The 26,873-nt window shown below is 62.1% G+C and carries 21 protein-coding genes and 1 pseudogene; 6 read left to right on the forward strand and 16 right to left on the reverse strand.

What is annotated here, in order from left to right; translation table 11 throughout:
• Window positions 1–2: 2 nt before the first annotated feature.
• The 6 genes and pseudogenes from O8W32_02665 to O8W32_02690 form a co-directional block, all read right to left on the reverse strand.
• Window positions 3–431, reverse strand: a complete 429-nt coding sequence (locus tag O8W32_02665; protein WII09744.1) for an SUF system NifU family Fe-S cluster assembly protein — start codon at window positions 429–431, stop codon at window positions 3–5.
• The gene (locus tag O8W32_02670; GenBank protein WII09745.1) at window positions 421–1,668 is read right to left on the reverse strand and encodes a cysteine desulfurase; all 1,248 of its coding nucleotides are present in this window, start codon (window positions 1,666–1,668) and stop codon (window positions 421–423) included. Before O8W32_02670 ends, O8W32_02665 begins: the two co-directional genes overlap by 11 nt.
• Window positions 1,665–2,756 (reverse strand): SufD family Fe-S cluster assembly protein, encoded by a 1,092-nt coding sequence (locus O8W32_02675; GenBank protein WII09746.1) that lies wholly within the window; start codon window positions 2,754–2,756, stop codon window positions 1,665–1,667. The genes O8W32_02670 and O8W32_02675 overlap by 4 nt, the downstream gene beginning before the upstream one ends.
• Complete coding sequence (sufB, locus tag O8W32_02680) at window positions 2,753–4,177, reverse strand: Fe-S cluster assembly protein SufB (protein ID WII09747.1); 1,425 nt, start codon at window positions 4,175–4,177, stop codon at window positions 2,753–2,755. The genes O8W32_02675 and sufB overlap by 4 nt, the downstream gene beginning before the upstream one ends.
• A 67-nt stretch (window positions 4,178–4,244) precedes the next feature.
• A pseudogene (gene sufC, locus O8W32_02685) lies at window positions 4,245–4,946 on the reverse strand (Fe-S cluster assembly ATPase SufC).
• A complete protein-coding gene (locus O8W32_02690) occupies window positions 4,943–5,275 on the reverse strand; it encodes a metal-sensing transcriptional repressor (GenBank protein ID WII09748.1) in 333 nt (110 codons plus the stop codon). The pseudogene sufC and the gene O8W32_02690 overlap by 4 nt, the downstream one beginning before the upstream one ends.
• A 260-nt stretch (window positions 5,276–5,535) precedes the next feature.
• Between O8W32_02690 and O8W32_02695 the strand changes: the two genes are divergently transcribed.
• Window positions 5,536–7,347 (forward strand): ABC-F family ATP-binding cassette domain-containing protein, encoded by a 1,812-nt coding sequence (locus O8W32_02695; GenBank protein WII09749.1) that lies wholly within the window; start codon window positions 5,536–5,538, stop codon window positions 7,345–7,347.
• On the forward strand, window positions 7,344–7,898 hold the full coding sequence (locus O8W32_02700) for a chorismate mutase (protein WII09750.1): 555 nt from the start codon (window positions 7,344–7,346) through the stop codon (window positions 7,896–7,898). Before O8W32_02695 ends, O8W32_02700 begins: the two co-directional genes overlap by 4 nt.
• Here the strand turns inward: O8W32_02700 and aroA are convergent.
• Genes aroA through O8W32_02725 form a run of 5 tightly spaced genes read right to left on the reverse strand, consistent with a single transcriptional unit; the run spans window position 7,885 to window position 13,182 of the window.
• Window positions 7,885–9,204, reverse strand: a complete 1,320-nt coding sequence (aroA, locus tag O8W32_02705) for a 3-phosphoshikimate 1-carboxyvinyltransferase (protein ID WII09751.1) — start codon at window positions 9,202–9,204, stop codon at window positions 7,885–7,887. The genes O8W32_02700 and aroA overlap by 14 nt on opposite strands.
• A gap of 1 nt (window position 9,205) precedes the next feature.
• On the reverse strand, window positions 9,206–10,015 hold the full coding sequence (locus O8W32_02710) for a shikimate kinase (GenBank protein WII09752.1): 810 nt from the start codon (window positions 10,013–10,015) through the stop codon (window positions 9,206–9,208).
• Window positions 10,015–11,310, reverse strand: a complete 1,296-nt coding sequence (locus O8W32_02715; protein ID WII09753.1) for a type I 3-dehydroquinate dehydratase — start codon at window positions 11,308–11,310, stop codon at window positions 10,015–10,017. Before O8W32_02715 ends, O8W32_02710 begins: the two co-directional genes overlap by 1 nt.
• 3 nt (window positions 11,311–11,313) lie before the next feature.
• The gene (locus O8W32_02720; protein ID WII09754.1) at window positions 11,314–12,339 is read right to left on the reverse strand and encodes a 3-dehydroquinate synthase II; all 1,026 of its coding nucleotides are present in this window, start codon (window positions 12,337–12,339) and stop codon (window positions 11,314–11,316) included.
• Window positions 12,340–12,351: 12 nt separating this feature from the next.
• Window positions 12,352–13,182 (reverse strand): 2-amino-3,7-dideoxy-D-threo-hept-6-ulosonate synthase, encoded by an 831-nt coding sequence (locus O8W32_02725; GenBank protein ID WII09755.1) that lies wholly within the window; start codon window positions 13,180–13,182, stop codon window positions 12,352–12,354.
• Between the two features lie 270 nt (window positions 13,183–13,452).
• Here O8W32_02725 and O8W32_02730 point away from each other — a divergent pair, with 270 nt between their 5' ends.
• Complete coding sequence (locus tag O8W32_02730) at window positions 13,453–14,043, forward strand: TetR/AcrR family transcriptional regulator C-terminal domain-containing protein (protein WII09756.1); 591 nt, start codon at window positions 13,453–13,455, stop codon at window positions 14,041–14,043.
• 143 nt (window positions 14,044–14,186) lie between these two features.
• A complete protein-coding gene (locus O8W32_02735; protein WII09757.1) occupies window positions 14,187–15,923 on the forward strand; it encodes a cation:proton antiporter in 1,737 nt (578 codons plus the stop codon).
• A gap of 38 nt (window positions 15,924–15,961) precedes the next feature.
• Here the strand turns inward: O8W32_02735 and O8W32_02740 are convergent, their stop codons facing one another.
• The 3 genes from O8W32_02740 to O8W32_02750 form a co-directional block, all read right to left on the reverse strand.
• Complete coding sequence (locus O8W32_02740) at window positions 15,962–19,093, reverse strand: AAA family ATPase (protein ID WII09758.1); 3,132 nt, start codon at window positions 19,091–19,093, stop codon at window positions 15,962–15,964.
• Complete coding sequence (locus tag O8W32_02745; GenBank protein ID WII09759.1) at window positions 19,090–20,238, reverse strand: exonuclease SbcCD subunit D; 1,149 nt, start codon at window positions 20,236–20,238, stop codon at window positions 19,090–19,092. The genes O8W32_02740 and O8W32_02745 overlap by 4 nt, the downstream gene beginning before the upstream one ends.
• 135 nt (window positions 20,239–20,373) lie before the next feature.
• Window positions 20,374–20,742, reverse strand: a complete 369-nt coding sequence (locus O8W32_02750) for a helix-turn-helix domain-containing protein (protein WII09760.1) — start codon at window positions 20,740–20,742, stop codon at window positions 20,374–20,376.
• An 88-nt stretch (window positions 20,743–20,830) separates the two neighbouring features.
• On the opposite strand from O8W32_02750, the gene hcp reads away from it, so the two are divergent.
• A complete protein-coding gene (gene hcp / locus O8W32_02755) occupies window positions 20,831–22,402 on the forward strand; it encodes a hydroxylamine reductase (GenBank protein ID WII09761.1) in 1,572 nt (523 codons plus the stop codon).
• 134 nt (window positions 22,403–22,536) lie between these two features.
• Window positions 22,537–23,289, forward strand: a complete 753-nt coding sequence (locus tag O8W32_02760) for a class I SAM-dependent methyltransferase (GenBank protein WII09762.1) — start codon at window positions 22,537–22,539, stop codon at window positions 23,287–23,289.
• A gap of 139 nt (window positions 23,290–23,428) precedes the next feature.
• Here the strand turns inward: O8W32_02760 and nifV are convergent, their stop codons facing one another.
• A complete protein-coding gene (gene nifV, locus O8W32_02765; protein ID WII09763.1) occupies window positions 23,429–24,607 on the reverse strand; it encodes a homocitrate synthase in 1,179 nt (392 codons plus the stop codon).
• A 200-nt stretch (window positions 24,608–24,807) separates the two neighbouring features.
• Window positions 24,808–26,763 (reverse strand): APC family permease, encoded by a 1,956-nt coding sequence (locus tag O8W32_02770; GenBank protein ID WII09764.1) that lies wholly within the window; start codon window positions 26,761–26,763, stop codon window positions 24,808–24,810.
• Window positions 26,764–26,873 lie beyond the last annotated feature (110 nt).

A 26,873-nucleotide genomic window follows, 5' to 3' on the forward strand; every position in this document is an offset into this window, starting at 1 on the left:
GCTCATTCGCCGCCCAGGGCCTGTCTGAGGGTGCGCCATCCGAGCATGGCGCACTTCACGCGCGCCGGCATGTGCGAGACGTCCGCGAGGCAGCCGGCCTCTCCCAGCTCGCCGATCTCATCGGGACCGGCCTCGCCTTTGATCATGCGCATGAAGATGTCCGCGAGGCGGAGGGCGTCCTCCCCGGTGCGGCCGATGACCAGGTCGCACATCATGTCGGCGGACGCCTGCGACACCGCGCATCCGCTGCCGGAGAAGGCGGCGTCCTCTATCTTCCCGTCCTGCCCGACCTTCAGCTGCAGGACGATGTCGTCGCCGCAGCTGGGGTTCACCCCCTCCAGCTCCGCGGTGGGGCCTTCGATCCTCCGCTTGTTCCCCGGATGGAGGTTGTGGTCGGTCAGGATCTCCCCGTAGAACGTGTCAGTCGGCATACCCCATCTCCCTCCTGATCTTGGAGAGCGAGGCGGCGAGCCTGTCGATCTCCTCCTTCGTGTTGTAGAAGGCGAAGCTCGCCCTCACGGTCGCCGAGACCGGTGACCCGTCCGCGTTCTTTATGAAGGCCATCAGCGGCTGGGCGCAGTGGTGGCCGGCGCGCACCGCGATGCCGTCCGCGTCGAGGATGGACGCCACGTCGTGCGGGTGCACCCCGTCCAGGGTGAAGGTGACGATCCCGATGTGCTCCGCCGGGTCCTCCGACCCGATGATATGCACTCCTTTGACCGCCTTCAGCTTCTCCATCGCGTAGGCGGTCAGCATCTCCTCCCTCTGCCGGATGTCCTCCATGCCCACAGACCAGATGTACTCAATGGCCGCCTCCAGCCCCACGGCCCCTCCCACGTTCACCGTGCCGGCCTCGAACTTGTGCGGGACCTCCGCGAAGGTGGCGCTGTCGCGGCGGACGTACTCTATCATCTCGCCTCCGGTCATGAACGGGGGCATCTTCTCCAGGTACTGCATCTTCCCATAGAGCACGCCGATGCCCATCGGCGCGTACATCTTGTGGCCGGAGAAGGCCAGGAAGTCGACGTCCAGGGCCTGCACGTCCACCGGGATGTGCGGGACGCTCTGCGCCCCGTCGCAGACGAACACGCTGCCGTTCTCGTGGGCGATGCGCGCGAACTTCCCGACATCGTACAGCCTGCCGAGGACGTTCGAGACCTGAGCCATGGAGACTATCTTGGTCCTGGGCGTGAGGGCGGAGCGGAAGGCCTCTTCCGTTACAGTCCCGTCCTGCTCGCACTCGATGTACCTGAGCTTCGCGCCCGCGTGCCTGACGGCCTGCTGCCAGGGCAGGATGTTGCTGTGGTGCTCGAACACCGTCACCAGGACCTCGTCCCCCGGGCGGAGGAGGAGCTCCCCCAGGCTGTAGGCAACGAGGTTCAGCGCCTCGGTCGCATTCCTGGTGAAGATCACCTCTTCCGGCCGGGAGGCGTTGATGAACCCCGCGACGGTCCTGCGGGCATGCTCGTGGGCCTCGGTGGCCTCCTCGCTGAGCGCGTAGACTCCCCTGTAGGGGTTCGCGTTCGCGGTGCGGTAGAACCGCTCGACCGCATCCATCACGCACTGCGCCCTCTGCGCCGTGGCGGCGTTGTCCAGATAGGCGACGGTGCTGTCCCTGAGCAGCGGGAAGTCCTTCCTGAGCTCCGCTGCTTTCTTCTCATCAATCATTCATCTCCCTCCTCTGCGCCGGCGTCGAAGAAACGCTCGGCCTCCAGCCTTATCCCGGCGTCCGGGATCATGCGGCACAGCTTCCTGAGACGGGAATCCGCGATCGCCCTGCAGGCGGTCTCCGCGTCTATCCCCCGGGAGCCCATGTAGAACAGGACGTCATCGCCGAGCCTCCCGATGGTGGCCCCGTGGTCGCCCTCGACGTCCTCCTCCGCGCACAGTATCAGGGGGACGGTCTTGTTCTCCACCCCGTCGTCGAACATCAGTATGTCCTCCTTCTCGCTCCCCTTGGACCCGGAGCACCCGCTGCGGAAGTCGATAGTCCCGCGGAAGGTCTTCTTGGACCTGCCGCGCAGGGAGCCTTCGGCGTCCATGCGGGACTCTGTCCTCTTACCGCGGTGCACCGCCTCATAGTTCATGTCGAGGACCGTGTCCCCGCCGATCATGTACCCGACGTCCGCCCCGAGGCGGCTGGAATCGCCGGCGAGGTCGATGCTGCGGCCGGTGTATATCTCCCGCCCTCCCAGGATCGCATCGGCAAGGTCGGCGGAGGCCCTGTCCCCCAGCCTCCCGCCGACGTCGCTGATCAGGCGGAACCCGCTGCCCAGGAGGTCTACCTGCACCAGGCGGACCTTCGCTCCGGGGGCGGCGTCGATCAAGGTCTGCACTGCCGCCTGCCCTCCGGCATCGGCGGATGACGAGAGCACCATGACGGCGGTCATCTCGGAACCCTCCCCGGCGCGCAGGACGAGGCGGAACGCCTGGCTCCTGCCGCCGGCGAGGTCCGCGCGGATGATGACAGGTTCTGCAGGCCTCTTCCCTGCGGGGACCGTTATCTCATATGCCTTATCCCCGGCGGCGTAGATAAGACGGGCCATGTCGGGGCCGCAGCCGGTCCTCATGCCACTGAGGTCCTCCGCGTCCGTCCTGGAGACGGTCACCGGAGACCCGGCCGGGACCGTTATCTCCGGCGCGGCGGCCTCCGGGATGTCCGCGCTCACATCGGCATGGTTCACCCCGAGCCATTTCCAGGTGGGGGACGGCAGCCTGTCGATGCTGATGTCCATCTTCCCTTCTCCGGGCATCATGCTCCCCCCTTCATCTCGAGGTTGATCAGGTTGTTCATCTCCGCGGCATATTCCAGCGGGAGCTCCTTGGACACGTTCCCGGCGAAACCGCTGACGATCATCGCGCGGGCGTCCTCTTCAGATATCCCTCTCGACATAAGGTAGAACACCGCATCGTCGCTGATCTTGCCTATGCGCGCCTCATGTCCCACATCGGCGTCGTTCGTCCTGATGTCCATCGCCGGGACGGTGTCGGACCTCGAAATGCCGTCGACCATCAGCGACTGGCAGGACACGAACGCCTTGCTGCCCTTGGCCTGCGGGTTCACGACCACCGCGCTCCTGAAGATGCTGGCTCCCCCGTCCTTGGAGATCGATTTTGTGCTGATGTGCGACGAGGTGCAGGGGGCGTTGTGGACGACCTTGGCGCCGGTGTCCAGCTCCTGCCCCTTCCCGGCGAAGGTTATGCCGGTGAACTCGCAGCTCGCACCCCTGCCCTGCAGGATGCTCATCGGGTACAGGTACGAGGTGTGCGATCCGAACGATCCGGAGACCCATTCGATCTTGCCGCCCTCCTCCACCCTCGCCCTCTTGGTGTTGAGGTTGTACATGTTCTTCGACCAGTTCTCTATCGTGGAGTAGCGCAGGGTCGCATTCCTGCCGACGTAGAGCTCGACGCATCCGGCGTGCAGGTTGGCGACGTTGTACTTCGGCGCCGAGCACCCCTCGATGAAATGCAGGTACGCCCCTTCGCCGACGATGATGAGCGTGTGCTCGAACTGCCCCGCGCCCTTCGCGTTCAGCCGGAAGTACGACTGCAGCGGGAAGTCGAGGTGCACCCCGGGCGGGACGTAGACGAACGACCCGCCGGACCACACGGCCCCGTGGAGGGCGGCGAACTTGTGGTCCCCCGGCGGCACGAGCTTCATGAAGTGCTCGCGCACCATATCGGCGTACTCCCCGCGCATGGCGCTCTCGATGTCCGTGTAGACAACGCCCTGCTTGGCTGCCTCGTCCTTCACATTGTGGTAGACGAGCTCGGAATCATACTGCGCGCCCACTCCTGCGAGCGATTTGCGCTCCGCCTCCGGGATGCCGAGCTTCTCGAAGGTGTCCTTGATGTCCTTGGGCACGTCCTTCCAATCGCCCTGCATCTTCGCGTTCGGGCGGACGTAGGTAGCGATCCTGCCGATGTCCAGGCCGTCGATCGAAGGCCCCCAGTCCGGCACGGGCATCCTGTTGTAGATGTCCAGGCACTTCAGCCTGAACTCGCGCATCCACTGCGGGTCCCCCTTCTCGTCGGAGATCCTGCCGACGATCTCCGGCGTGAGGCCTTCCTCCATCCTGAAGGAGTCGTCCTCGGGGTTCCGGAAATCGTAGATGCTCCGGCCGCTGTCGGCATCCCGGACCTTCTCCCTGATGCTGTCCCTGCCTTCGCTCATGCTCGTACTCCGCGAATCCGTTCCGGTTGATCCCGTCGATCATGGAAGGCCCTCCGGCGGCCGCCAGCCTCCCCTGCACCATGACGTGGACCCTGTCGATGTCCAGGGAATCGAGGATGCGGGTGCTGTGGGTGATGACCAGCAGGGACCCTCCGACGGTCTCCCTGTAACGCTCGATACCGGCCGACACCGTGCGGACCGCATCGACGTCCAGCCCTGAGTCCGTCTCGTCCAGGATGGCCAGGTCGGGCTTCAGCATCAGCAGTTGCAGCACCTCGGCCTTCTTCTTCTCCCCTCCGGAGAAGCCCACGTTGAGCTCCCTGTCGAGATAGGAGATGTCCATGTTCAGCAGCTGCATGCTCTTCTTGGCCTCGTCCCTGAACTCGAAGTACTTCGCCCTCTTCCCGGTCCTCTGCTCGAGCGCCGTCCTCAGGAACTCCCCGAGCGTTATGCCGGGGACCTCCGCCGGCGTCTGGAAGGAGAGGAACATGCCCTCCTTCGCGCGCCTGTCGGCGGTCTCGTACGTTATGTCCTGCCCCTTGAAGGAGATCTTCCCGCCGGTGACCCTGTAGCGCGGGTCCCCCATCAGGGTGCATCCGAGAGTGGACTTCCCGGCCCCGTTCGGGCCCATGAGCACATGGACCTCTCCTTTTCCGATCTCCAGGTCGATCCCGTGCAGGATCTCCCTGCCGCCGGCCTCCGCCGTCAGACCTTCCACCTGCAGGAGGCTCCCGGCCGCCTGCGTTCCCTTTGCATCATCTATGCTCATTGCCGATCCCTTCGCTTCATCGTCTTCTGCAGTGCCGTCATCAGCTTCTCGACGGCCTCCTCGTTGCCCCGGAGCATCCCGCAGGTGACGCAGGTGCGGATGTAGCCCGCCAGCAGCTCCCTGTTGAATGAGTTCAGGGCGGCGTTGACCGCCGAGGTCTGGACGATTATGTCCGGGCAGGAGGCACTCTTCTCCAGCATCCCGCGTATGCCGCGGATCTGTCCTTCTATACGATTCAAACGGTGAATCAATTTGTCGTATTCTTCTTTAGAATGCTCCATGGGCTTCATGCAGCCGCCGCATTCCAACGACTTAACAATTGTTTCCACGGGTGCCCCACATAATGATGTCCGATTTATACCCTTCGGGGGTATATCCGCGAACATTTTTCGGGCCGTTCGTTAACGTTTATGGAGAATATGTGTTAATATTTGATTTAACGTTCGTTAACAAATCTCGAATGCCCGTTGATAACTTAACATACATTCATCGGCATTTGTAAAATATATCTGTTAACTTTTCAGCCGTATAGACCTCTCCGCCCTTTCCCTCACTTTTTAATCCCGTGCGTGCATTGAGCCGGCCGATCATGCTGTTCAGAGCCGAATCGGTCACCAAGTCTTTCGGGCCCAACAAGGTGCTCACCGACGCCAATATCCAGATAAACGAGCACGATGCGATAGGGCTCATCGGCATCAACGGCGCGGGGAAGTCCACCTTCATCAAGATCCTCCTCGGCATAGAGCAGCCGGACACGGGCGAGGTCATCCGCAGGACCCACCGCATCGGATACCTGGAACAGTTCGCAGAGTCGTCGCACGTCACCGTCCGCGAGGTCCTCGGCAGGCCCTACGGTCACATCGAGAACATCAAGAGCAGGATGGGCGAGATCGACCGGAAGATGGCCGAGGGAGGGGACATCGACTGGAATGCCCTCGCCACCGAGTACGCGGACCTGGAGCAGAAGCTGGCGAGCTGCGACGTGGCCGACGAGCACAAGCTCGAGGAGGCGCTCTCTAAGGTGGGCCTCGACCCCGGTGAGATGATGGGCCGCTACATGGACACGCTGTCCGGGGGAGAGCGCACCAAGGTCATGCTCGCCAGGATCGTGGTCCAGGCATCGGACTGCGACATCCTGGTCATGGACGAGCCCACCTCCCACCTGGACATCGACACCATCGAGTGGCTGGAGGACTACATGATCGCCAGCCAGCTGGCGTTCCTGGTGGTCTCCCACGACCGTTACTTCCTGGACAAGATGACCTCCCGCATGGTGGAGATCGAGAACGGCAAGACCCGGGAGTACAAGGGGAACTACTCCGACTTCATCATGAAGAAGATGATCGACATCAACCGCCAGGAGAAGGAGTACCTCCGCTATACCCAGAACAAGAAGCAGCAGGAGAAGATCGCCGCCCAGATGCACCACGACATGTGGTACTCCGCGACCTACAAGACCCGCGAGAAGATGATCGACAAGATGGAGGTCAAGGAGAAGCCTGTGGAATCCCGGGAGATCACCGTCAGGATCGAGGCCGCCCACAAGTCCGGGAAGAACGTCTTCACCATGAAGGACTGCTCCATAAGCTACGGCGGGAAGGACGTTCTCAAGCATGTGAACCTGGAGGTCCACAAAGGGGACAGGATCGGAGTTTTCGGGGCCAACGGCCAGGGCAAATCGACGCTGGTTAAGGCGATGATCGGCGAGATCCCCTGCGAAGGAGACCTCTGGATCGCCCCAGGCGCCAAGATCGGGTACTATTCCCAGCACCATGATGACCTCGACCTCCGGCTGACCGCCGAGGAGCAGGTGCTGCAGATCATCGGGAAGGACCGCAGGGCGGACGCCCGCAACCTGCTGGCACGTTTCTTCCTGTACGGCGAGGAGGTCAGCCGCCCCATGTCCACCCTCTCCGGCGGGCAGAGGTGCAGGGTGGCGCTGACCATCCTGCTGCTCAAGGAGACCAACGTCCTGGTCCTCGACGAGCCCACTAACTACCTGGACATCCCGGCCAGGCACGCCATAGAGGAGGCCCTGAAGGAGTACGGCGGCACCATCATCGCAGTCACCCATGACCGTTACTTCCTGGACTCGGTGTGCACCAAGGTCATAGAGGTCAAGGACGGGCACGCGGAGATGCACACCGGCACCTACTCGCAGCTCAAGGGCAGGCCGAACATCACCGAGATCGTCATGGACGCCGACGAGTACAGGGTGCTGGCACCTTTCACCAACTGGTCCACCGGCATGAAGTACAAGAAAGGGGACAGGGTACTGGTGGCCCCCAACGAGATCGACAACTACCAGTGGGCGATCGACCAGGGCAAGATCAAAAAGACCGGCGGGCGCCAGAGGAAGAAGGTCGCCGTCAAGACCGACGCCGGGGATGGGAAGAAATGACCCGCATAGGCTACATGGGCATCCCGTTCTCGTTCACCGAGGGGATGACCCAGAGCATGGCGGCGGAACTGGGCATCGATGCCGAGAAGGTTCCGCTGGAGACCGCCCGCGGGGTCGTCGGGGCCCTGCGCGAAGGAAGCATCGACCTGGGGGTCCTGGCCGTCCGCAACTCCACGTTCGGGCCGGTCATCGAGACGGAGAAGGCCCTGGAGGGCTTCCCGCACAAAGTGCTCATGAGGAGGACCATGCCCGTCCGCCAATGCATCTTCGTCAGAAGCCCCGGTGCCAAGGTGAGCATAGTCGCGTCCCACGTGCAGGCGCTGGGTCAATGCAGGGGGACATTGGACAGGCTCTACCCCGGGGCCGCCCGGAAGGAGATCTCCGATACTGCAGTGGCTGCCGAGATGGTATCGGACGGAAGGCTCCCGGCCGACTGCGCCGTGGTCTGCCGCAAGGAGGCCGGCCTCCATTACGGCCTGCACCTAGTCATGGAGAACGCCGAGGACCGGGAGGACAACGCCACCGAGTTCATCCTCATCAGCGCTGAGTGAAAGCACCGTCCCGGAAAGAGGAATACCGGGATCGGCGGCGTTCGACCTTCATCCCTATCGACTGCATCATCTCCGGGAACCCAGGGTATGAGACGTTCCAGCAGGCATCGTCGTCCATGGAGACGGGCCCGTCGGCGACCAAGGACGCCACCGCGGCGGCCATGAGCATGCGGTGATCGCCGCAGTGCTCGATCCTCGCGCCGTGCAGCCTCTCCACTCCGTTGATGACGCATCCGTCTGATGTCCCGGTGATGTCGGCGCCCAGGGACCTCAGCATCTTCTCTGTGAGGGCGATCCTGTCGCTCTCCTTGAACCTCAGCTGGGGAGCGCCGTATAGCCTGCTCCTGCCTTTGGCGGTGCTCAGCAGCACCGCGACCACCGGGAAGAGGTCGGGCATGTCGCCCATGTCGATCTCCGCTCCTTCGAGATTCCCGGTGCTGGCACATGTTATGGAATCTCCCGATTCCTCCACCCTGCACCCGGCCTCCTTCAGCACGTCGACTATCCTCTTGTCCCCCTGGGGGTCCTTCGGGTCCATCCCGCGGACGGTGACCTTCCCGGCAAGCCCTCCTGCGACGAGCGGGAAGGCCGCCGAGGAGAAGTCGGCCGGCACGCGGTAATCCGCCGGCCTGTAATGCTGCGGCTCGGCATGGTAGACGCGGCACCCTTCCTCCGCAGACTCGCCGACCTCCACGCCGAACCTGCGCATCATCTCCGTCGTGATATCGATGTACGGCCTCGAGACGAGGTGCCCGGTGATGCGGACGTCGGTCGGGCGCCCCGTCAGGGGCGCTGACATGATCAGCGAGGTGACGAACTGGGAGGAGACCCCGCCGTCGATGGTCAATACGGGCGATGCGATCGGCCCCCTTACCCTGACGGGAGGCTTCCCGCCCTCCGAGGAGCATGACACCCCTGCGGCGGATAGGCAGTCCAGGAGGGGCCCCATCGGCCTCTTCCTGATGGAACTGTCGCCGTCCAGCACCGTCTCGGACCCGAAGACGGATGCGATCCCGGTCATGATCCTGAGGGTCGTACCGGAGTTCCCGACGTCGATGGGCCCGTCCGGCGCATGCAGCTCCTCGGTGAAGATGTCCAGGTATCCGTCCTCCTCCAGGACCTCGGCGCCCATGCGCCTGACCGCCCCGATGGTGGAGCGGGTGTCGAACGACAGGAGCGGGGAGGATACTCTGCACCTTCCCTCCGACAGCGCGGACATGATTATCGCTCTGTGGGTATGGCTCTTCGACGGCGGAGGCGATACTTCTCCCTCCGCGCGCCCTCCCGAGAACACTATGTCTCCCATGTTACCTCGTCTCCGCGAGCAGGGTACGGTAGGGGAGACGGGCGGAGATCTCCTTCCCCTCCCCTTTCCTGCACAATGCGGCCACGGCCGGCCCGGTCCCGGATATCCCAGCCGCCAAGGCCCCGGCCTCCAGAAGATCATCGATTATTTCCTGGCTCTCGCCGGTTATCTCGGCAATCAGCCTCCCGTTCATGGTCATGGCCGCCAGGGGATCGCGCAGGCAGACCTCCTTGATCATCTCCATGTCGGCCGCCCTCGCCTCGTACGATTCGCGGGGCACGCGGACCTTGACCCGCTCCGGGACGAACACGATTGCGTCCATGGGGTCGACCGGCTCCTTCCTGAGGATGGTATCAGTGCGGTTGTCGGTCACGATGAAGCCTCCGAGCTCACAGCCGACGGCGTCATCGAAGGAGCCGGTGACGGTCACGCGGGCCTCTTTGGCGCATTGGACTCCCAGTTCGATGATGTCCATTACGTCGGCTTCGGCCCCGTGGGCACTGTACACCGCCTTGATGACGGCATTGCAGACGGAACTGGAGCTCTTCAGACCGCGGGACGGCGGGATGTCCGATGATATCGACAGATGATAGCCAACGGAAGGGTCCGCCCCTATGGACTCGAGGGCCCTGCGGACGCATATCCGCGCAAGGCCGGTGTCGGTCTGCTCTCCGACGACCTCGACTTCCTGGGCCGTGCCCTCTTCGCGATAGACGGCATGCGTCGCCAGGTCGATGCCGATGACCGCTCCCGTCCCGCTGACGATCCCGTTCATCACCGAGATGCACCCGTACGAAGTGCCTTCTCCCATCATTGCGCAGCACGCTCCATCGCCCGGATGTCAGCGTCCTTCCCGAACCATCTGCGGAAGGATGCCGCTCCCTGCCCGACCAGCATGTCCGTGCCGGAGACGACGGTGCATCCCTTCTTCTCGGCGGCGGACACCAGGGCGGTCTTCCGGTTGTAGACCATGTCCATGACGGCCGTGCCGGGCCTGATGTCCGACAGGCCGAACATGTAGTCCCCGTCCTCCTTCATCCCTATCGGGGTGCATTGGATGAGGGCGTCGCAGCCCTTTACCGCGCCGGCAGTGGCGGGCTCCGCGCCCAGGTCCCGGCATATCGCCGAGACGTGCTCCGGGTTCCTCCCGAGAACGCTCACCGAGCATCCCTGGGACATGGCCGCGTATATCCCTGCCCGGGCGGCCCCGCCGGTCCCGAAGACCAGCACCTTGGAGCACGACCCCAGCTCCCTGCCGGCCTTCCGGAAGGCATGCACCACGCCTTCCCAGTCGGTGTTGGCCCCCAGGATCCTGCCGTCCATGTTGGCAAGGGTGTTCACCGCCCCGATCTCCCGGGCGGGACCCTCCAGGGAATCCGCCTGGGACATGGCCGCCACCTTGTGCGGGACGGTGACGTTCATCCCCCGGATGCGGTACTCGCGCATGACGTCCGCCAGGTGCTCCGTGTCCGGGGAGTCGAACCTCAGGTAGATCCCGCTGATGCCGGCGGACCGCATGGCCGCCTCCTGCATCGCCGGCGAACGCGAATGACCCAGAGGATGCCCGGCGATGCCGAGGACCTCGCATCCGTCGCCGAGCTCTCTCATCCTCTCCGCGGACAGCTGGCCCGGAGCGGTGGGGTTCCCGACGTAGCCGAAGGTGAAGAGGTTCCCGAGGACCGAGCTCCTGATGCGGGTCACCGTGCCGGTCTCGCCCATGCCCAGCAGGACGTGCGGGCGGGAGACCTTCTCGGATGCCAGGTAGATCGTGTGCAGGTCGGTGAAGGAATGCACGGCGCAGGCGTACTTCGAGACCTCCTGGGTCCCTTTGTTCAGCGAGCTCACCAGGGTCTCCTCGGACGGGGTCCCGCTGAAATCGTGGACCGAGCGGATCCTCCTGAAGGGGATCCCGGCATCGGAGTCCCCGGCGTCCACCAGCCCGCGGAATCCCTCCGGCACCTCGGAGACGCTGTGCCCCGCCAGGGTGATGATGCAGTCGTCACCCAGCCACGGAGGCATCCCGCGGAAGATGTCGAGGCGGACCTCGTGCAGGTCGGCCTCCGCCTTCCTGTCCGGAACGGAGCCGTAGGCCGCGCAGACGCGCATCGCTCACTTCTCCGTGATGGTCTCTTCGACCTTCATCCCGAAATGGCGGCCTCCCGTCTCGACGTGCGCGAGCACCCTGTCGCCCTTCTTGAGCTCGGTGACCGGCACCGCCCCCCCGGGAGTGACCAGCTTGATGGTCTCTGCGTTCTGGAGTATGACGTTGAACGTCCTGCTGCCGTCCGTGGCGCTGACTATGAGCAGGGGCCTGACCTCCACCTTGCAGCGCCCGACCGAGCCGACCCTGGCGTTCCCGCCACGGCCGACGATGAGAACCGGGTCCCCGGCGGAGATCTCCGACAGGTACCTCGTCCCCCCTCCGGGGACCATGCAGTACTCGTGCACCGCCCCGGCGTTCACGCGGAACGGGCGGGTAGCAACGTACCCGTTGTCCTCGCTCTCGCTCTGCACCAGGAAGAGGCAGTTGGAGTATGACCCGATGAGCATCCCCTCCCCGGGGTGCATGAGGCTGCAGGTGTCGACGCATACCCTGTCGCCCATCTCGATGGGCTTCACGTCCTCGACGGTGACCTCGCTGAGCTCCACGGGGGCGGGAGTCCCGACCAGGTCCCTGAACCTGCCGATCTCCGCCGGATCGGAGGTGTCGATGACAATGCCGTCCGTCCCGTTCTCCATGGTCTTGAGGTAGAGCTCGGCATCCTCCTTGGTCTTCGCGACGGCATAGATCTTCGTCCCGGAGCCGCGGAACCTGGCGATCATGTTCTCCAGGGGGATGACCGACCAATCGCCGGTCTCCACGATGACCCCTTTCTTCGACCCTGCGAGGGCGAGCACCTTCTCCTGGTCCTCGGGGGAATCGATGCGCGCGATCTCCCAGGCCGGGTCGACGGACCTGCCGTCCTCGGTCATGACGGCGTCCTCCATCTTCCCGAGCTTCCGGAACTCCGGGTCCTCGTCCCGGAGGATGTATGAGACGATCCCGGCCTCGAGGCCGTTCGTCACGAGAGCCTTCCTGTCGTCCTTCACGGCCGGGAGGTCGGCCCTGACGAAGATCTTCTTGGCCTCTTCCATGCCCCGGCCCCCTCAGGCCTTCCCGGCGCGGCGCTTTTCCTCAGAGCAGTCGTCGGTGAGGAACCTGGCCGCTTCCTCGGCGCTGTAGTTCTCCAGCACGATCTTCGAGATGGCGCGGGTGATGCCCTCGACGTTCTTGTTCTGGAAGACGTTCCTTCCCATGGACACGCCGCGGCCGCCGGCCTCGATGGAGTCCGCGACCATGTTGAGGACGTCCATGTCGGTGCTCATCTTGGGCCCGCCGGCGATGAGGACGGGCGCGAGGGCGCCGCGGACGACCTCATGGAAGGAATCGATGTCTCCGGTGTAGTTGACCTTGACGAGATCGGCGCCGAGCTCGGTGGAGGCGCGGGCTACATGGGCGATCTGGTGGGGGTCGAAGGAGTTGACGTCGTGGCCTCTGGCGTAGGACATGATCACGAGCGGCATGCCCCACTCGGTGCACTTCCTTGAGATCTCGCCGGCCTCGCGGACCATCTCGGACTCGTACTCGTCTCCGTAGTTGATCTGTATGGATACCGCGTCCGCCCCGTACTTTATGGCCTCCTCCACAGTGGTGACGGTCACCTTGTGGTTGGCCTGCGCTGGGTTGACATCGGTGGACGCCGAGAGGTGGATGATGAACCCGACATCCTTCCCCGATCCCCTGTAGGAGTAGCGGATGAGCCCCTTGTGCATGATGACGGCGGTCGCGCCGCCGTTGGTGACAGCATCGACCGTGGCCTTCATGTCGTAGAGGCCCTCCATAGGGCCGTTCGATATCCCGTGGTCCATCGGGATTATGACGGCGCGGCCGGTCTTCCTGTCCATGATCCTCTCCATGCGGATTCCTTTTCCATCCATGTCTGGTTCCTCCTTTCTTTATCGAGGGCGGCCCCGGCCCTCCGCCGGGAACTGCCGTGCTACTTAATGGCACGGCTGAATCCTATCATGAATTTAAAAGTTCTCCATTGGCGGATGAGATATGCACATTTAAGTACATCTTGCTGTAGCGGATTGTTAAGTATCTTATTATAACTTAAACACCGAACATGACAACCTGCTAGCCATACAATTAATAGATATGTTATTGCCGTTATTTTTTATATTAGAATGTATAATGGGCGGAAACATATGTCGGACAATACCAAAGAGAGGATAGTCCAGGCGTTCAAGGAACTTCTCGAGGAGAAGGAGTACAGCAAGATCACCATCTCTGATATCACCGAGAAGTGCAACATATCGCGTCAGACGTTCTACTACCACTTCAAGAACGTCTTCGATATGATCATCTGGATCTTCGAGCAGGACACGAAGAGCGACCCCCACAACACCGGCAGCTATGTGCCCTGGAGGTTCCTCGTGAGGGAATCCTTCGACTACTGCAGACGCAACAAGGATGTAATAACCCAGGTCCTCGAGTCTTCCGAGAAGGAGAAGCTCGAGAACTACTTCATCGACTTCAGCATCAGGAAGATCACCGAGGCCATCATGATCAAGACGGACGGCCGCATGGAATCCAAGGATGCCGTGTTCCTCGCCAGGGTGTACTCCTACGCCTACACCGGGATCATCATCCAGTGGATCAAGGACGGCATGCCCGATGACGGCTACGAGCTCGCCGAGAAGATCGATGCCATCGTCACCGCTTCCATGAACCCCTCCATCGATGTGCTCATGGAGAGGTCCTCGGCCGCTGCCAAGCAGACAGAGAAGAGCCAGTGATGTGCCAGATGTCACCGGGGCACGCCCGCGGCATCCTTCCGGGGATGCAGGCGCGGGCCCCGGCGGCCTCACGGCCATCAGCCTTCTTTAGAACAGTTTTATAATTTTAAATCCGATGGGGCACGCAGGGAAGGGGTGCCTGATTGGAAGAAGTCGTTCTGCTCGAGAACATGACCATCCTCCTGCTGCTGGGAGGGATCTGCTCTGTCATCTTCAAGAAACTGAAGATGCCGGCGATCATCGGTTACCTCGTGACAGGCATCATCCTCGCCAATTATTGGTCGGGGCGCTCCCAGGACACGGACGACATCGTAGGGTTCCTCTCCGATCTCGGACTCGTCTTCATGATGTTCGGCATAGGGATGGAGCTGAACCTCCAGAAGCTGAAGAAGACAGGTTCGTTCGCCATCATGGTGGTGATGATCCAGGTGCCGCTGATGCTTATGGGCGGCTATCTGGGAGGCTCCCTGCTGGGTCTCGATTCACTCCAGTCCATCGTGTTCGGAGCGATTATATCCGGATCGTCCACCGCGGTCGTCACCGTGGTCCTGAAGGACCAGATAAGGCTCACTAAAGAGGAAGTGGAGACGGTGGTCCTCGTCACCGTCGTGGAGGATGTGGCCCAGGTCATCATCCTCTCGGCCATCACCCCCATGATGAGCGGCAGCGATATGGAGATCAGCGCCATCATCTGGATGTTCCTGAAGATCATAGCCTTCATGGTAGCGGCCGTGTCCATAGGGCTGCTGGTGGTTCCCAAGTTCATCGACTGGGTCGATGCCAAGACCAGCGACAGGAACTCCTCCGAGGTCGTCCTCATCGTATCTCTGGGTCTCTGCTTCGCCATGGCATGGATGGCCACTCAGGTAGGGCTTTCCATGGCCATCGGGGCCTTCCTCATGGGAGTCATAGTGTCCCAGTCGAAGCCGGTCACGAAGGTCTCCACGATGGTGGAGCCGATGAAGGAGGTCTTCATGATGATGTTCTTCATCTCGATTGGGCTGGAGATCAAGCCCTCCTACCTGGTGGACAACATCGGCCTCATCCTCGCCATCTACCTCATCTACTTCTGCCTGAAGACGGCCTCCGTCCTGATAGCTTACTACCTGGGCAACAGGCCGATGAGGAAATCCTTCTACGCCTCGATCTCGCTGGTCGCCATGGGCGAGTTCGCCTTCATCATCGGCAAGGAGGCCCTGGACGCAGGCATCCTCTCGAGCGACTTCTACGCATCAGTCATCGGAGCGGCGCTGCTGTCCATGATCCTGCTGCCGCCCATCAACAGCAAGGCGGACGAGATCTACGATGCTGTCTCCAACCACACTCCCGCGCGCATCAAGATGGGCATGCAGGAGGTCGACAAGCTGAGGAACTCCTTCTTCAACAAGATCGAGAACGCCTCGAAGAACACCCAGAAGAACTTCCGCGTCAGGCTGACCTACGCTTACGTGGACATCGTCGTGATCATCCTGATCGAGATAATCTTCTTCCTGGCGACGCCTGCGCTGTCCGAGTTCATCGCGGACAACACCATGATGGAGATGTACAGCGCGACGGAAGCGGTCATGGTGATCAACTTCCTGATGCTCATCCCGTTCCTTTACAAGATGATCTTCAACTTCAAGTTCATCGAGCGTGTGCTGCTGGACGCCGAGAGGAGGGCGTCCGCCGGCAACCTGGCCAAGCGCCGCTCCCTGAACTACCGCCTCACCAAGTTCGTCGTCGAGCTGAACGGATGGATCACCGTCATCATGCTGGACTTCGTGATCATCCTGATCGTCCCGAACAGCGTCAGCTTCTTCGGCCACCTTGTGGTGGCGGCGATCTCTTCCCTGATCCTAGTCCTGGTGTACCTTTACTCGTACTTCAAGAGGAACTGAAAAAAAAAGATCGGGCCTGCAGGAGGCCCACCGCCGGGTCAGTCCCGGCGGATATCTATGCGGCTGCCGCGGCTCTTGTCGTAGCTCACGCGCACCTGCATCGGGATGCTGTCGCTGAGCTCTTCGACGTGGGAGATGACCCCCACCGATTTCCCGCCGTCCGAGGCGATCCCCTCGAGGACCTTGATGACCTGCCTCAGCGCGTCACCGTCGAGCGACCCGAAGCCCTCATCGATGAACAGGGTGCTTATCTCGGTCCCGCCGGACCTCTCGGCCACGGAATCGGAAAGACCCAGCGCGAGGGACAGGGCGGCCATGAAGGATTCCCCGCCCGACAGGGTGCTGACCGGGCGGACCGCGTTCGCATCGCTGTCGTAGACATAGATGTCGAGAGCATGGGATGACCTGTTATCCTCTCCGCCTTCGCTCCTGCGGAGCAGGTAGCGGCCGCCCGTCATGACCGCCAGCCTGCGGGACGCTTCCTCGAGGATGCCGTCCATGTAGACCTGCTGGGCGTAAATCTCGAATGATATCCTCTGAGTCCCTTTCATCCTCCCGTCCGCGACGTCGGCAAGCTCCTTTATCTCATCCTGCCGGCGCCCTTCCCTCTCGTACTCGCCGAACGCATCGGAGGCCTCCTTCAGGAGCTTGCTGTTCGATTCCATGCGGTTCCTGACGGACGCCTCTTTCTTCACCGCCTCATCATGGATCTCTTTTGCCCTGTCTGCAGCTTCGGTAAGCTGTGGGATGTTCTCCGGGCGGACCCTGCCGGCGATCGCCCCGTTATCGGATTCGATGGCGCCCCTGACGGTATCGAGTTCGGAGCGGTATGCCTCGATATCCTCCCTCAGGCTGTTCAGGACGGTATCGTCGAGCAGCGCCGAGTACTCCTCGATGCTGCTAAACCCTGCATGTGCCAGCGCATCCGCGAAATCCTTCTCCGCTTTATCAGCGGCCTTCTCGAGGTCCTCTACGCGCGTTTTCCTGTCATCTCTGATGCGTATATCCTCGGACAGATTGGACCTGGCCGTGTTCAGAGCGTCTGTCGCGTCAGCCAGCGCCTTCTTCAGGCCGTCGGCGCGGGCCCTCATCTCCTCGGCGCCCTTCTTAGCCGCCGCACCGGTGGCGAAGTCTTTGTCCAGTTTCGTTCCGTTGACGATCTCGCGGTTCCGGCTGAGCTCGGAACGTATGTCTCCGATCCTCTGGTCCGATGCCCTCTGGCTGGCATTGAGATCGGTCAGGCTCTCGCGGCAGGCGGCGATGTCCTTCTGGGCCTTCTCCACTGCCTCGGCCTTCTCATGGGCCGCATTGAAGTCCTCGGCGACGGCATCGCGCTCGGATTCCATGGAAGCGATCTGCTTCTCGACGGCCCCCGTCCCTTCGGCGGCATCGAGCCCGCAGTCCGCCTTCAGCTCGGTGGACTGCGCGCGGATGCGTACCTTGATATCATCGCATCTTTCGGCGAATCTATGGCGTTCGGCGGCGGCCTTCTCGAAGTCCGCATCGGCATTGGCCTTGCTCTCCCTGAGCCTGTCGACCTCCTCCTTGTCCGGCACACCCTCGGGAACAGGAGCAGGGGACGGATGGACGGCCGAGCCGCATACGGGGCAGGGGCATCCGGGCCTCAGCCTGCCGGCCAGGATCCCTGCCTGTCCCATGTAGAACAGGTCTTCCTTCTCCTTGCATTCGTCAGATATCCTGGCACGGGAGACGGCCTTCCTCTTCAGCGCTTCTTCGGCCTCGGAGAGCTTCCCCTCCATTTTCTCCAGTTCCGCGCTGTCGGCCCTGATGTTCCTCAGGATCTTCAGCGCGTCATCCATGCTCCTGAGGGCGTCCATCAGCTCCGCGGCCTTGGCCGCAGAACCCTCTCCGCTGTCGATTATGGCCTTGCATTCCTTCTCGGTCTCGGACGCTTCCTCGATCTTCGCAGAGATCTGCCCGGCGAACTTCTCCTCATCCTCCTGCTTCTTACCAAGTTCCTCCAGGCGGCGGCTGGCCGCATCCACCCTGTCATAGTCGCCTGCCATGGAGTCGAGCCTGCCTGCTCTGATCCTGAGGGCCTCCTCGCCTTCTGCCGCCGACTCGGCCTCCTTCAGGACCTTCTCCGCCCTCTGGACGGCGGCCTCCTTCCCGACGATCCCGTCGGATATCCTCTGGAGCCTGTCCTTCTCCTCGTACACAGCGGTCCTCGCATTGGATGCGGCCTGTTCCTCTGGGCGCAGGGATATGGCCTTCTCCCTCCTGCCGGCGGCGGCCGACTTGGCCTCGATCTCCGGGGCCCTCTCTTCCAGGGACCTCAGTCTGGCACTGTCGTTCTCCAGGCGGACGAACGCCTCTTCCAGGGACTTGGCGGCGTTCAGCTCCGCATCGGCCGCCTTCGACGATTCCATCGTGCGCTCAGAATCTGACACAGCGGTCTCCAAGATGCGGGCGTCCGCGCGGGCGAGGTCGGCGGCGCGGTCTTTCCACCCCTTGGGATCGAGGATCCGCCCCTCGGCGATCGAGGACTCGAGAGCGGGCGCCCCTGACTGGTCCATGATGCCCGAGAGCTTGGCCCTGACCTTCTCCAGGAGGCCCCCGGCGTTCCCGCTGTTCTCGTCGGCGATGCTCTTCAGGGCCTCGGTCAGCCTGAGGTACTTCTCGGTGCCGAAGACGCTCGAGAGGATCGAGCTGCGTTCCTCGGTCTTCGCCGTCAGCATGAGCATGAACTTCCCCTGTGCCAGCATCACGGTCTGCCTCCATTGGTCGGCATCCAGCCCGATAATGTTCTTTATCTCGGCGTTCACGTCGGCGACTTTGGAGATCTCCTTCTTCCCCGGAAGGCAGAGGGCCGCGGTGGGGCTTTCCAGGATGATCCCTTCGCCTCTTTTCTTGGGACGCTCGTAGTAAGGCGTCCTCCGCACCTTGTATTCCTGCCCCTGGTGCTCGAAGACCAGTTCCACGAACGGCACGGCGTCCTCCGGCGCGAAGGTGCTCTTGAGCCTCCTGTCATTGCGGTCGGAACCGCTGGTCTGACCGTAGAGGGCGTAGGTGACGGCATCGAAAATGGCGGTCTTCCCGGCGCCGGTGTTGCCTTCGATCAGGTACAGCCCCTCCAGGGACGAGAAGTCGATCCTGGTCCTGGAGGCGTACGACTCGAAGGCGCCCATCTCCAGAGATATCAGCCTCATTCCCCGGCCTCCGCGCGCTCGGCGGCCGCCAGCAGCACTTTGCGCTGCTCCGGCGTGAGCTTTCTGCCGGTGACCTTCTCGAAGAACTCCGCGAACAGGTCCGCAGGGGGCTTGGACTCCATCTCGCGTGCTTTCATAGCGTTCTCCGCGGAGACGGCCGCTCTCGGGGAATCGTAATGAACATGCATGAGCAGGGGGATCGCCGCTCTCAGCCTCTCCTGGATGTTGCCGATGCTGGAGCTCATCACCACATTGGCGTAGACGAAGCAGCCGGCGACCTCGTCCCTATGTGCCAGTATCTCATCCACGGTGCCAGATACGCATTTCACGTCGTGCAGGGGCCTCAGCGGGATGTGTCTTACTGAGACCTCGCCCTTGGCCCCGATCTCCACAGAGTCGACGCCTTTGACATCGTCCGCCTCCGATTCCGAGTATTTGAGCGGGGATCCGCAGTAGCGGACGGTGTCCCTGCCCATGCGCTGGGGACGGTGTATGTGCCCGGCGGCGACGTAATCGAAAGGATCCAGAACCCTGTACGGGACGCATTCCGCACCGCCGAGGGTGTCGAGCCTCACCTCCTCGGAATCCGAAGTCTGCAGGGGCGTGTCCCCGCCGACGATGAACTGGTGGCACACGAGCACATTCCTGGCGGCCGGGTCGACGCCGGACTCGCTGAAAACCCTGCGGAACGCCTTCTCGGAGGTGTCGATGGACGGGTCGCCGTAGTACAGCCTGACCGTGGAGGTGCGGATGTACGGCAGGAGCCAGATGTTCACTTCGCCCAGACTGTCGGTGAAGACGCACCTCTCGGCCTTCCCGGTCGAATGGAACGGCCCGCATATGTGTATCCCCTTCCGCATCAGGGAACGGTAGATGCCCAGCCTCTCGGACGAGTCGTGATTCCCCGGTATGATGAACATCTCGAAGCCCTCGGAGGCCTCGTTCATGAAATCGTTGAAGATACTGACCGCATCCTCCGGGGGCCGGGAGGTATCGAACACATCCCCCGCTATGACGATGGCATCCGCCTTCTCGCTGCGGGCGGCCTCCACGATCTGATGCAGGATGTAACGCTGGTCCTCCGCCAGGGAGATGCCGTAAAGCTGCTTGCCTATGTGGAGGTCCGATGCGTGGATCAGTTTCATTGTCTCAGCTACCCCATGGCATGCCGAGTATTTAATTAATACTTTCTAAACGTAATAAAAATAATAGGTCGGACGGCCGCAGGCCGGGACCCCTGGTGCGGACGTACACGGGTACTGAGATGCAGCATCCCCTGCTCAGAGGATGCAGACCATGCAGTTCTGCCGCTTGCAGGCCTCGTTGCAGATCTTCCATTTGAGGGCCCACATCTTGATCTCGTGCACGGCGTCCATCAGCTCCCTGCCGGCCTCGGTCATCCGGTACTCGCTCTTGACCGGGAACGAGGAGGCGTCCACCCTGTTCTCCACCAGCCCCTCCTCCGTGAGCTCCTTGAGGCGCTCCGAGAGGACCTTGGGGGTGACACTCTTCATCGATCTCATCAGGTCCGAGAACCTCTTCCATTCCGTGCCCCCGCCGCTGCGCTTGTACAATTCGAGCAGAATAAGCACGGTCCACTTCTTGGAAAGGTACTCCATGGTCTTGTACACGGTGCACGACTGGTCCATGGTATACTCTCAGAAACCCTTGGGAATATATACGTTGCTATCATTTGGATAATTGCTACACTAAAGATAGCATACGGAGAGAATCGCTATGAAATGCAGGCAGTGCGAAGAGACTATCGCGGGAACAGGTTGCACGAGGAACGGGGTCTGCGGGAAGACCGCAGCAGTGGCGGAGGCGCAGGACCGCCTCATCCAGTCGCTCATCGTTCTCTCCAAGGGGACCGTCGACGGCAAGGTCGGCCCCGAGGCCATCGAGGACATCGATTCCAGGGCTGTCGACGGCCTGTTCATGACCCTCAGCAACACCAACTTCGACCTGGAGGCCATCGAGAATGCATTCAAAGCGAACAAGAAGCTCATCGGCGACCTGGGCCTCGAGTGCGGGCTCTGCGCGGCCTCCCCCGAGGAGATCGGGATCGACTCCTACGACAAGAACGCGGACCTCAGGTCCCTGAAAGAGCTCCTGCTCGCCGGGATCAAGGGAATGGCCGCATACTACCACCATGCGAAGGTGCTCGGCTACACCGACCCTGAGGTCCCCGCTTTCATCCGCAAAGCGCTCGCCTCGCTCAGGGCGGACCTTACCGCCGATGCGCTCGTCGCCCTCAACATGGAGTGCGGAAGCGTCGGCGTCAAGTGCCTGGCACTCCTCGACAAGGCGAACACCGAGACCTACGGGACCCCGTCCCCCTGCACCGTGAACACCGGCGTCGGCAAGAACCCCGGCATCCTGATCACCGGGCACGACCTCAAGGACCTGAAGATGCTCCTCGAGCAGACCCAGGGCACCGGCGTCGATGTCTACACCCACGGCGAGATGCTCCCCGCCAACGCCTACCCCGAGCTGAGGAAGTACCCCAATCTCCGCGGCAACTACGGAGGCGCGTGGTACAAGCAGAAGACCGAGTTCGCGAGCTTCAACGGTCCCATACTCGCCACCACCAACTGCGTCCTCATACCCCCTGAGGAATACAAGGGCAGGCTGTTCACCACCGGCGTCGCCGGAGTACCCGGGGTCAGGCACATCGATGCCGACGCGGACGGGAACAAGGACTTCTCCGAGCTCATCGAGATGGCTAAGAAGTGCAGCCCGCCCCAGGAGATCGACAACGTGAACCTGACCGTCGGCTTCGGCCACGCGGCCGTGCTGGGTCTCGCCGACAAGATCATCGATGCCGTCAAGGCCGGAGCGATCAAGCGCTTCGTGGTCATGGCGGGATGCGACGGCAGGGAGAAGCCCAGGTCCTACTACACCGACTTCGCCCAGAGCCTCCCGAAGGACACCGTCATACTCACCGCAGGATGCGCCAAGTACCGCTACAACAAACTGGACCTCGGCGACATCGGCGGCATACCCCGTGTCATCGACGCCGGTCAGTGCAACGACTGCTACTCGCTCGTGGTCATCGCCCAGGCGCTCGCGAAGGCCTTCGGCACCGATGTCAACGGGCTCCCGCTCTCGTTCAACATCTCCTGGTACGAGCAGAAGGCCTGCCTCGTCCTCCTCTCCCTGCTCTCGCTGGGCGTCAAGGACATCATGCTCGGCCCCAGGCTGCCCGTGTTCCTCACCCCGGGAGTGACCAAGGTCCTCGTCGACACCTTCGGCATCAAGGCCAACGGCGAGGTCGCCGGCGACATGCAGATCCTCCACATCCAGTGAGCGGCCTGCAGGGCCTCCCCTCCCCTTGCCGGGGAGGTCCCCAACTTCCTTTTTTATATCATCATTCAGGAAGCGTATGCTTCTGATAACAATCATTCGAAACTTTTTATTACTGCATCTCTGATTACTGCACGATGGAGAGCAGGTCCGAGATCGTCGACAGGATCAGAGCCGGTTATGACGTCGCAGCCCCGAAGATATCCGATTTCGCCGAGGAGCACCGCGCGAGGGAAGAGTCCTCGCTGTACTACTGCAGGCTGAAGGAGCTCTGCAGGGGTAAGCACCTCAGGGCCCTGGAGATCGGCGTCGGCGGAGGGTTCCTCTCCATATTCCTGGCCCGGCTGGGCTGCGAGATGACCGCAGTGGACAACTCCGACGGCATCCTGGCACAGGCCCGCCGCAACTTCGCCGAGGCCGGCGTGGACGTCGACCTCAGAAAAATAAAGGACGCCCAGGACCTGGACTTCCCGGAGGGGACGTTCGACCTCATCGTGTCCCGCAAGGTCACCTGGCACTTCACGGAGCCCAGGAAAGCGTATGCCAGCTGGATGAAAGCGCTCCGCCCCGGAGGGACCATGATGGTCTTCGACGGGAACTATTATCTCAAGTTCAACGACCCGGACTACATGCTCGCGGAGCAGCAGAACGCGGATTACCTCTACAGGTGCAACGGGAACACCGTCAACACCGATGAGGAGGGCTTCCGCCGGAAACTGTACATGAGCAGCCAGAGGAGGCCCGCCTGGGATATCTCGGTGCTGCTGGGGCTCGGGGCGCCCGAGGTCTCCGCCGACGTCTGGGAGAGCATCAAGCTCACCAGGGAGGACGGCACCGTCGAATGGCTGCCGTACACCTACTTCATCACCGCCCGCAAAGGATCCAAATGAACCGCCGGACGGCTGCGGGATCCGTTTACAGGTCCGTTTTATAAAATAATGCAGAAAAAGAGCCCGGAGCCGATGCTCCGGGAACGGCCGGGCGTCAAGGGCGGCGGGGATGATCCCCCGCCCGCCCGGCCTGAAGGTTTCAGAGGGTCTCGAACGGGTCCTGCCCGTTCTTAAGGTCCTTGTAGAGGTCGTAGAGCTCGTCAGAGGTGAGGCTGCGGTGCAGGCCGACAGCTGCCTTCCTGACCATCTCCAGGAGTTTGACGGCATCTTCCTTGGAGATGTCGACGCCCCTCTTGGAGAGGTCGTTGATGAGCGTGTGGGTGCCGGAGTGCTTCCCGATGACGATCTTCCTCTCGAGGCCCATGATGGCCGGGTCGTAGGGCTCGTAGTTGTGGGCATCCTTGATGATGCCGTCGGCGTGGATGCCGGCCTCGTGCGCGAAGCAGTTGCTGCCGAGGAACGGCTTCCCAGGGGTTATCTCCCTGCCGGAGGCGCGGGAGACGAACTCGGCCAGCGGCTTCAGCTTGATGGGGACAATGCCGGTCTTCTTGCCGAGCAGGAGCTGGCAGGACATGACAGCCTCCTCGAGCGGGGCGTTGCCGCTGCGCTCGCCGATGCCCATCGAGGTCACGCTGAGGAACCTGGCCCCGGCCTGGACGCCGGCGACGGCGTTGGCGGTGGCCATGCCGAAGTCGTTGTGGGTGTGCATCTCGACCTCCATGCCGGTGGCCTCGCGTATCTTCCTGATCCTCTCGTAGCAGTTGCTGGGTATCTCCCTTCCGATGGTGTCGCAGTAGCGGAACCTGTCCGCACCGGCATCCTTGGCGGTCTTGACGAACTGGATGAGGAAGTCCATGTCGGCGCGGGAGGCGTCCTCGCCGTTGCAGGAGACGTAGAGGCCGTGCTCCTTGGCGAACTCGACGGACTCGGTGATCTTGTCCAGGACCCACTGCCTGTCCTTCTTCAGCTTGTGCTGGATGTGGATATCGGAAGCGGACATGGAGATGGCGACGGAATCGACGTCGCAGTCGATGCTGGTCTCGATGTCGTGAATGTCGGCCCTGTTCCATCCGAGGATGGAAGCATTGAGCCCCATGTGGGCGATGTGCCTGACCGCGACCTTCTCGTCCGCTCCCATGGTCGGGATGCCGGACTCGATCTGCTGTACACCGGCGTCATCGAGAAGCTGGGCGATCCTGTACTTCTCCAGGTTGGAGAAGACGATGCCTGCGGTCTGCTCTCCGTCCCTGAGGGTGGTGTCGCAGACGACGACATCATCTTTGGAGAGGAGCCTCTTGACCTCGTTGTATGATTTCATAGCATCAACCCTTGTATTGATGTTACCTCGACAGGTACCCCATCCGCCTGCTGTATAACACCCATGCCTATCTTCGCTTCGTTCTTAAATATATTGCAGAGGCCAGCGGACTATGTGTAAAAACAGACACAGATGAGAAACACGGCACACAACATGTCGTAAAACGTTTCAGGGAAGGAGGGGGAGGTCCCCCTCCCTCCTCATGCAGATCCAGGCTCCGCGCTGCCGCTCCTGCCGATGCGCAGGCGCCCGAAGGCGCCGGCGATCTGCAGGGCAGCGAAGACGGCGGCAATGAGGGATCCGGCGGCGGCGAAGTACGCCCCGTCGGCCGCAGATGCCCCGTCGGGGTTCCAGAAGAGGAACGCGACGGAGAGGACGAACGCCAGCGCCGACGTTGCAAAGGCAGCGGAGACCGCTGCCTTGGAGGAACGTCCGGAGATGGTGAAGTTCCAGATCTCGGCCGCGAGGGCGATGATGCCCAGAACGAGGACGGCGGCAGGGAAGAAGGCCTGTGCTCCGTCCGGCCCGTCGGCGGTGAGCAGCATCGTCCCGCTGTACAGGTGGTGCGCGTACCCGTGGAGGAGCATGTCGGACCCGCTGAAGGTGATCCACGACGCCAGGAAGGAGCAGATCGCTATGGCGATCCCTGCGATCGCGAACGGCGTCAGCAGCTTCGGGTAGGGGTTGCCCTCCTTCTCGAACCTGACCCCGGGCCTCATGGAGGGATGGGCCTGGGTGTTCCACCACTGGATGAAGATCCAGCAGGGCACGTAGAGGAAGGTGACGGCGATGCCGACGATGTCGTATCCGAAGCCCATGCCCTTGTACACATAGTACAGGAGCCCCGGGATCATGAAGAAGATCTCGAAGAGGCACATGAACCAAGCACCGGCCAGGGCCCACTTCGGAGCGCGGTAGATCCTCTTGACGTCCTTGAACCTGGGGTCGCGCCTGGATTTGATGAACGCCATCATGCACATGGCGAGGGCGATGGCGAATCCGAGCGCGGAGACGGCAAGGATCTGCGAGGAAGTGATCTGTGCCAGTATGACCACGAAGCCGATGAACGCCTCGAAGTACATGGCGTACATCGGGACGCCGTAGATGTTGGTGCGCGAGAAGATGTGCGGGAAGTTCCCCTCGCGGGCCATGATCTGAATGGTCCTGGCAGTCCCCAGGAACGCGGTCTGGATGATCATGACCATGCCTGCGATGAGCAAGACGACAGCGACGGCGCCGCCGGTGTCGCCGAAGCCGTACTTGGCCACAGGGATGAGAGTGGAGGCCCCGTTCTCATGGATCTCGGAGTATCCGAGGGCCCCGTACATGCAGAACGAGATGATGAAGTACATCGCGAGGCACATGAGGCCGCAGGAGAAGAGCGCCTTCGGCACGTCCCTGCTGGGCTCCTTGTACTCCGCCCCGTAGGTGGCGGCAGACTCCCATCCGACGGCGGACCACTGGGCGACGGTGAAGCATCCCAGGATCATCAGCATGTCGTTGCCGTCCCATTTCCATCCGTCAGGCACCATCTCGTCGGTGATGGTCCCGAGATGGAAGTCGCCCGTGAAGATAGGGGCGATGCAGATGACCAGGATGGGCACGATGGTGATGGCCGCGAGGATGAGCTGGGTCTTCGCTCCTCCCTCGAGCCCTTTCCTTCCGGAGATGATGATGAAACCGTAGATCAGGACGCCGAGGAGAAGGTAGAACAGCGTGCTCGAGACGCCTTCGAATCCCAGGTCGAAATAATCGTTGATGTAGACTCCGGTCATTATGGTGAAGATGGGGATGACAGGCACCCAGGTGTCGAAATACGCCCATGCGCCCAATGAACCGACCAGGCGGCCCCAGTTGATCTTGCTGCTCTTGTACTTCTCATCATCCTCGAACACATACTGGATCGATCCGCCGATCCCCGCCACGCCGAACGTGGCGCAGAGCTCCCCGAGCGGGATGTTCAGCAGGAACCCGGAAAGGACCGAGAGGACCCAGAGGATGATGCTCATGGCCCAGAGAGTCTCCGACAGGTCCGCGAGCGACGGCACGATGAGGATCGGGATGCCCATGGCTATGATGAGCCCCTGTTTCCAGTCGATGCTGCGCACGAGCGTATCGCCGGAAGATGCACCGGACGCAGCCTGATTTTCAGTCATATTTTACCCCCGTAGGCGGTACGGCGCCAGACGGTGCGTACACGCCATTGGGCGCGAAGACCGATGAATGCGTTATATAAATCTCACTTATCGTTTGTAGAAAAATTTAT

This window comes from Methanomassiliicoccales archaeon LGM-DZ1 (assembly GCA_030168595.1).
GTDB lineage: Archaea > Thermoplasmatota > Thermoplasmata > Methanomassiliicoccales > Methanomethylophilaceae > Methanomethylophilus.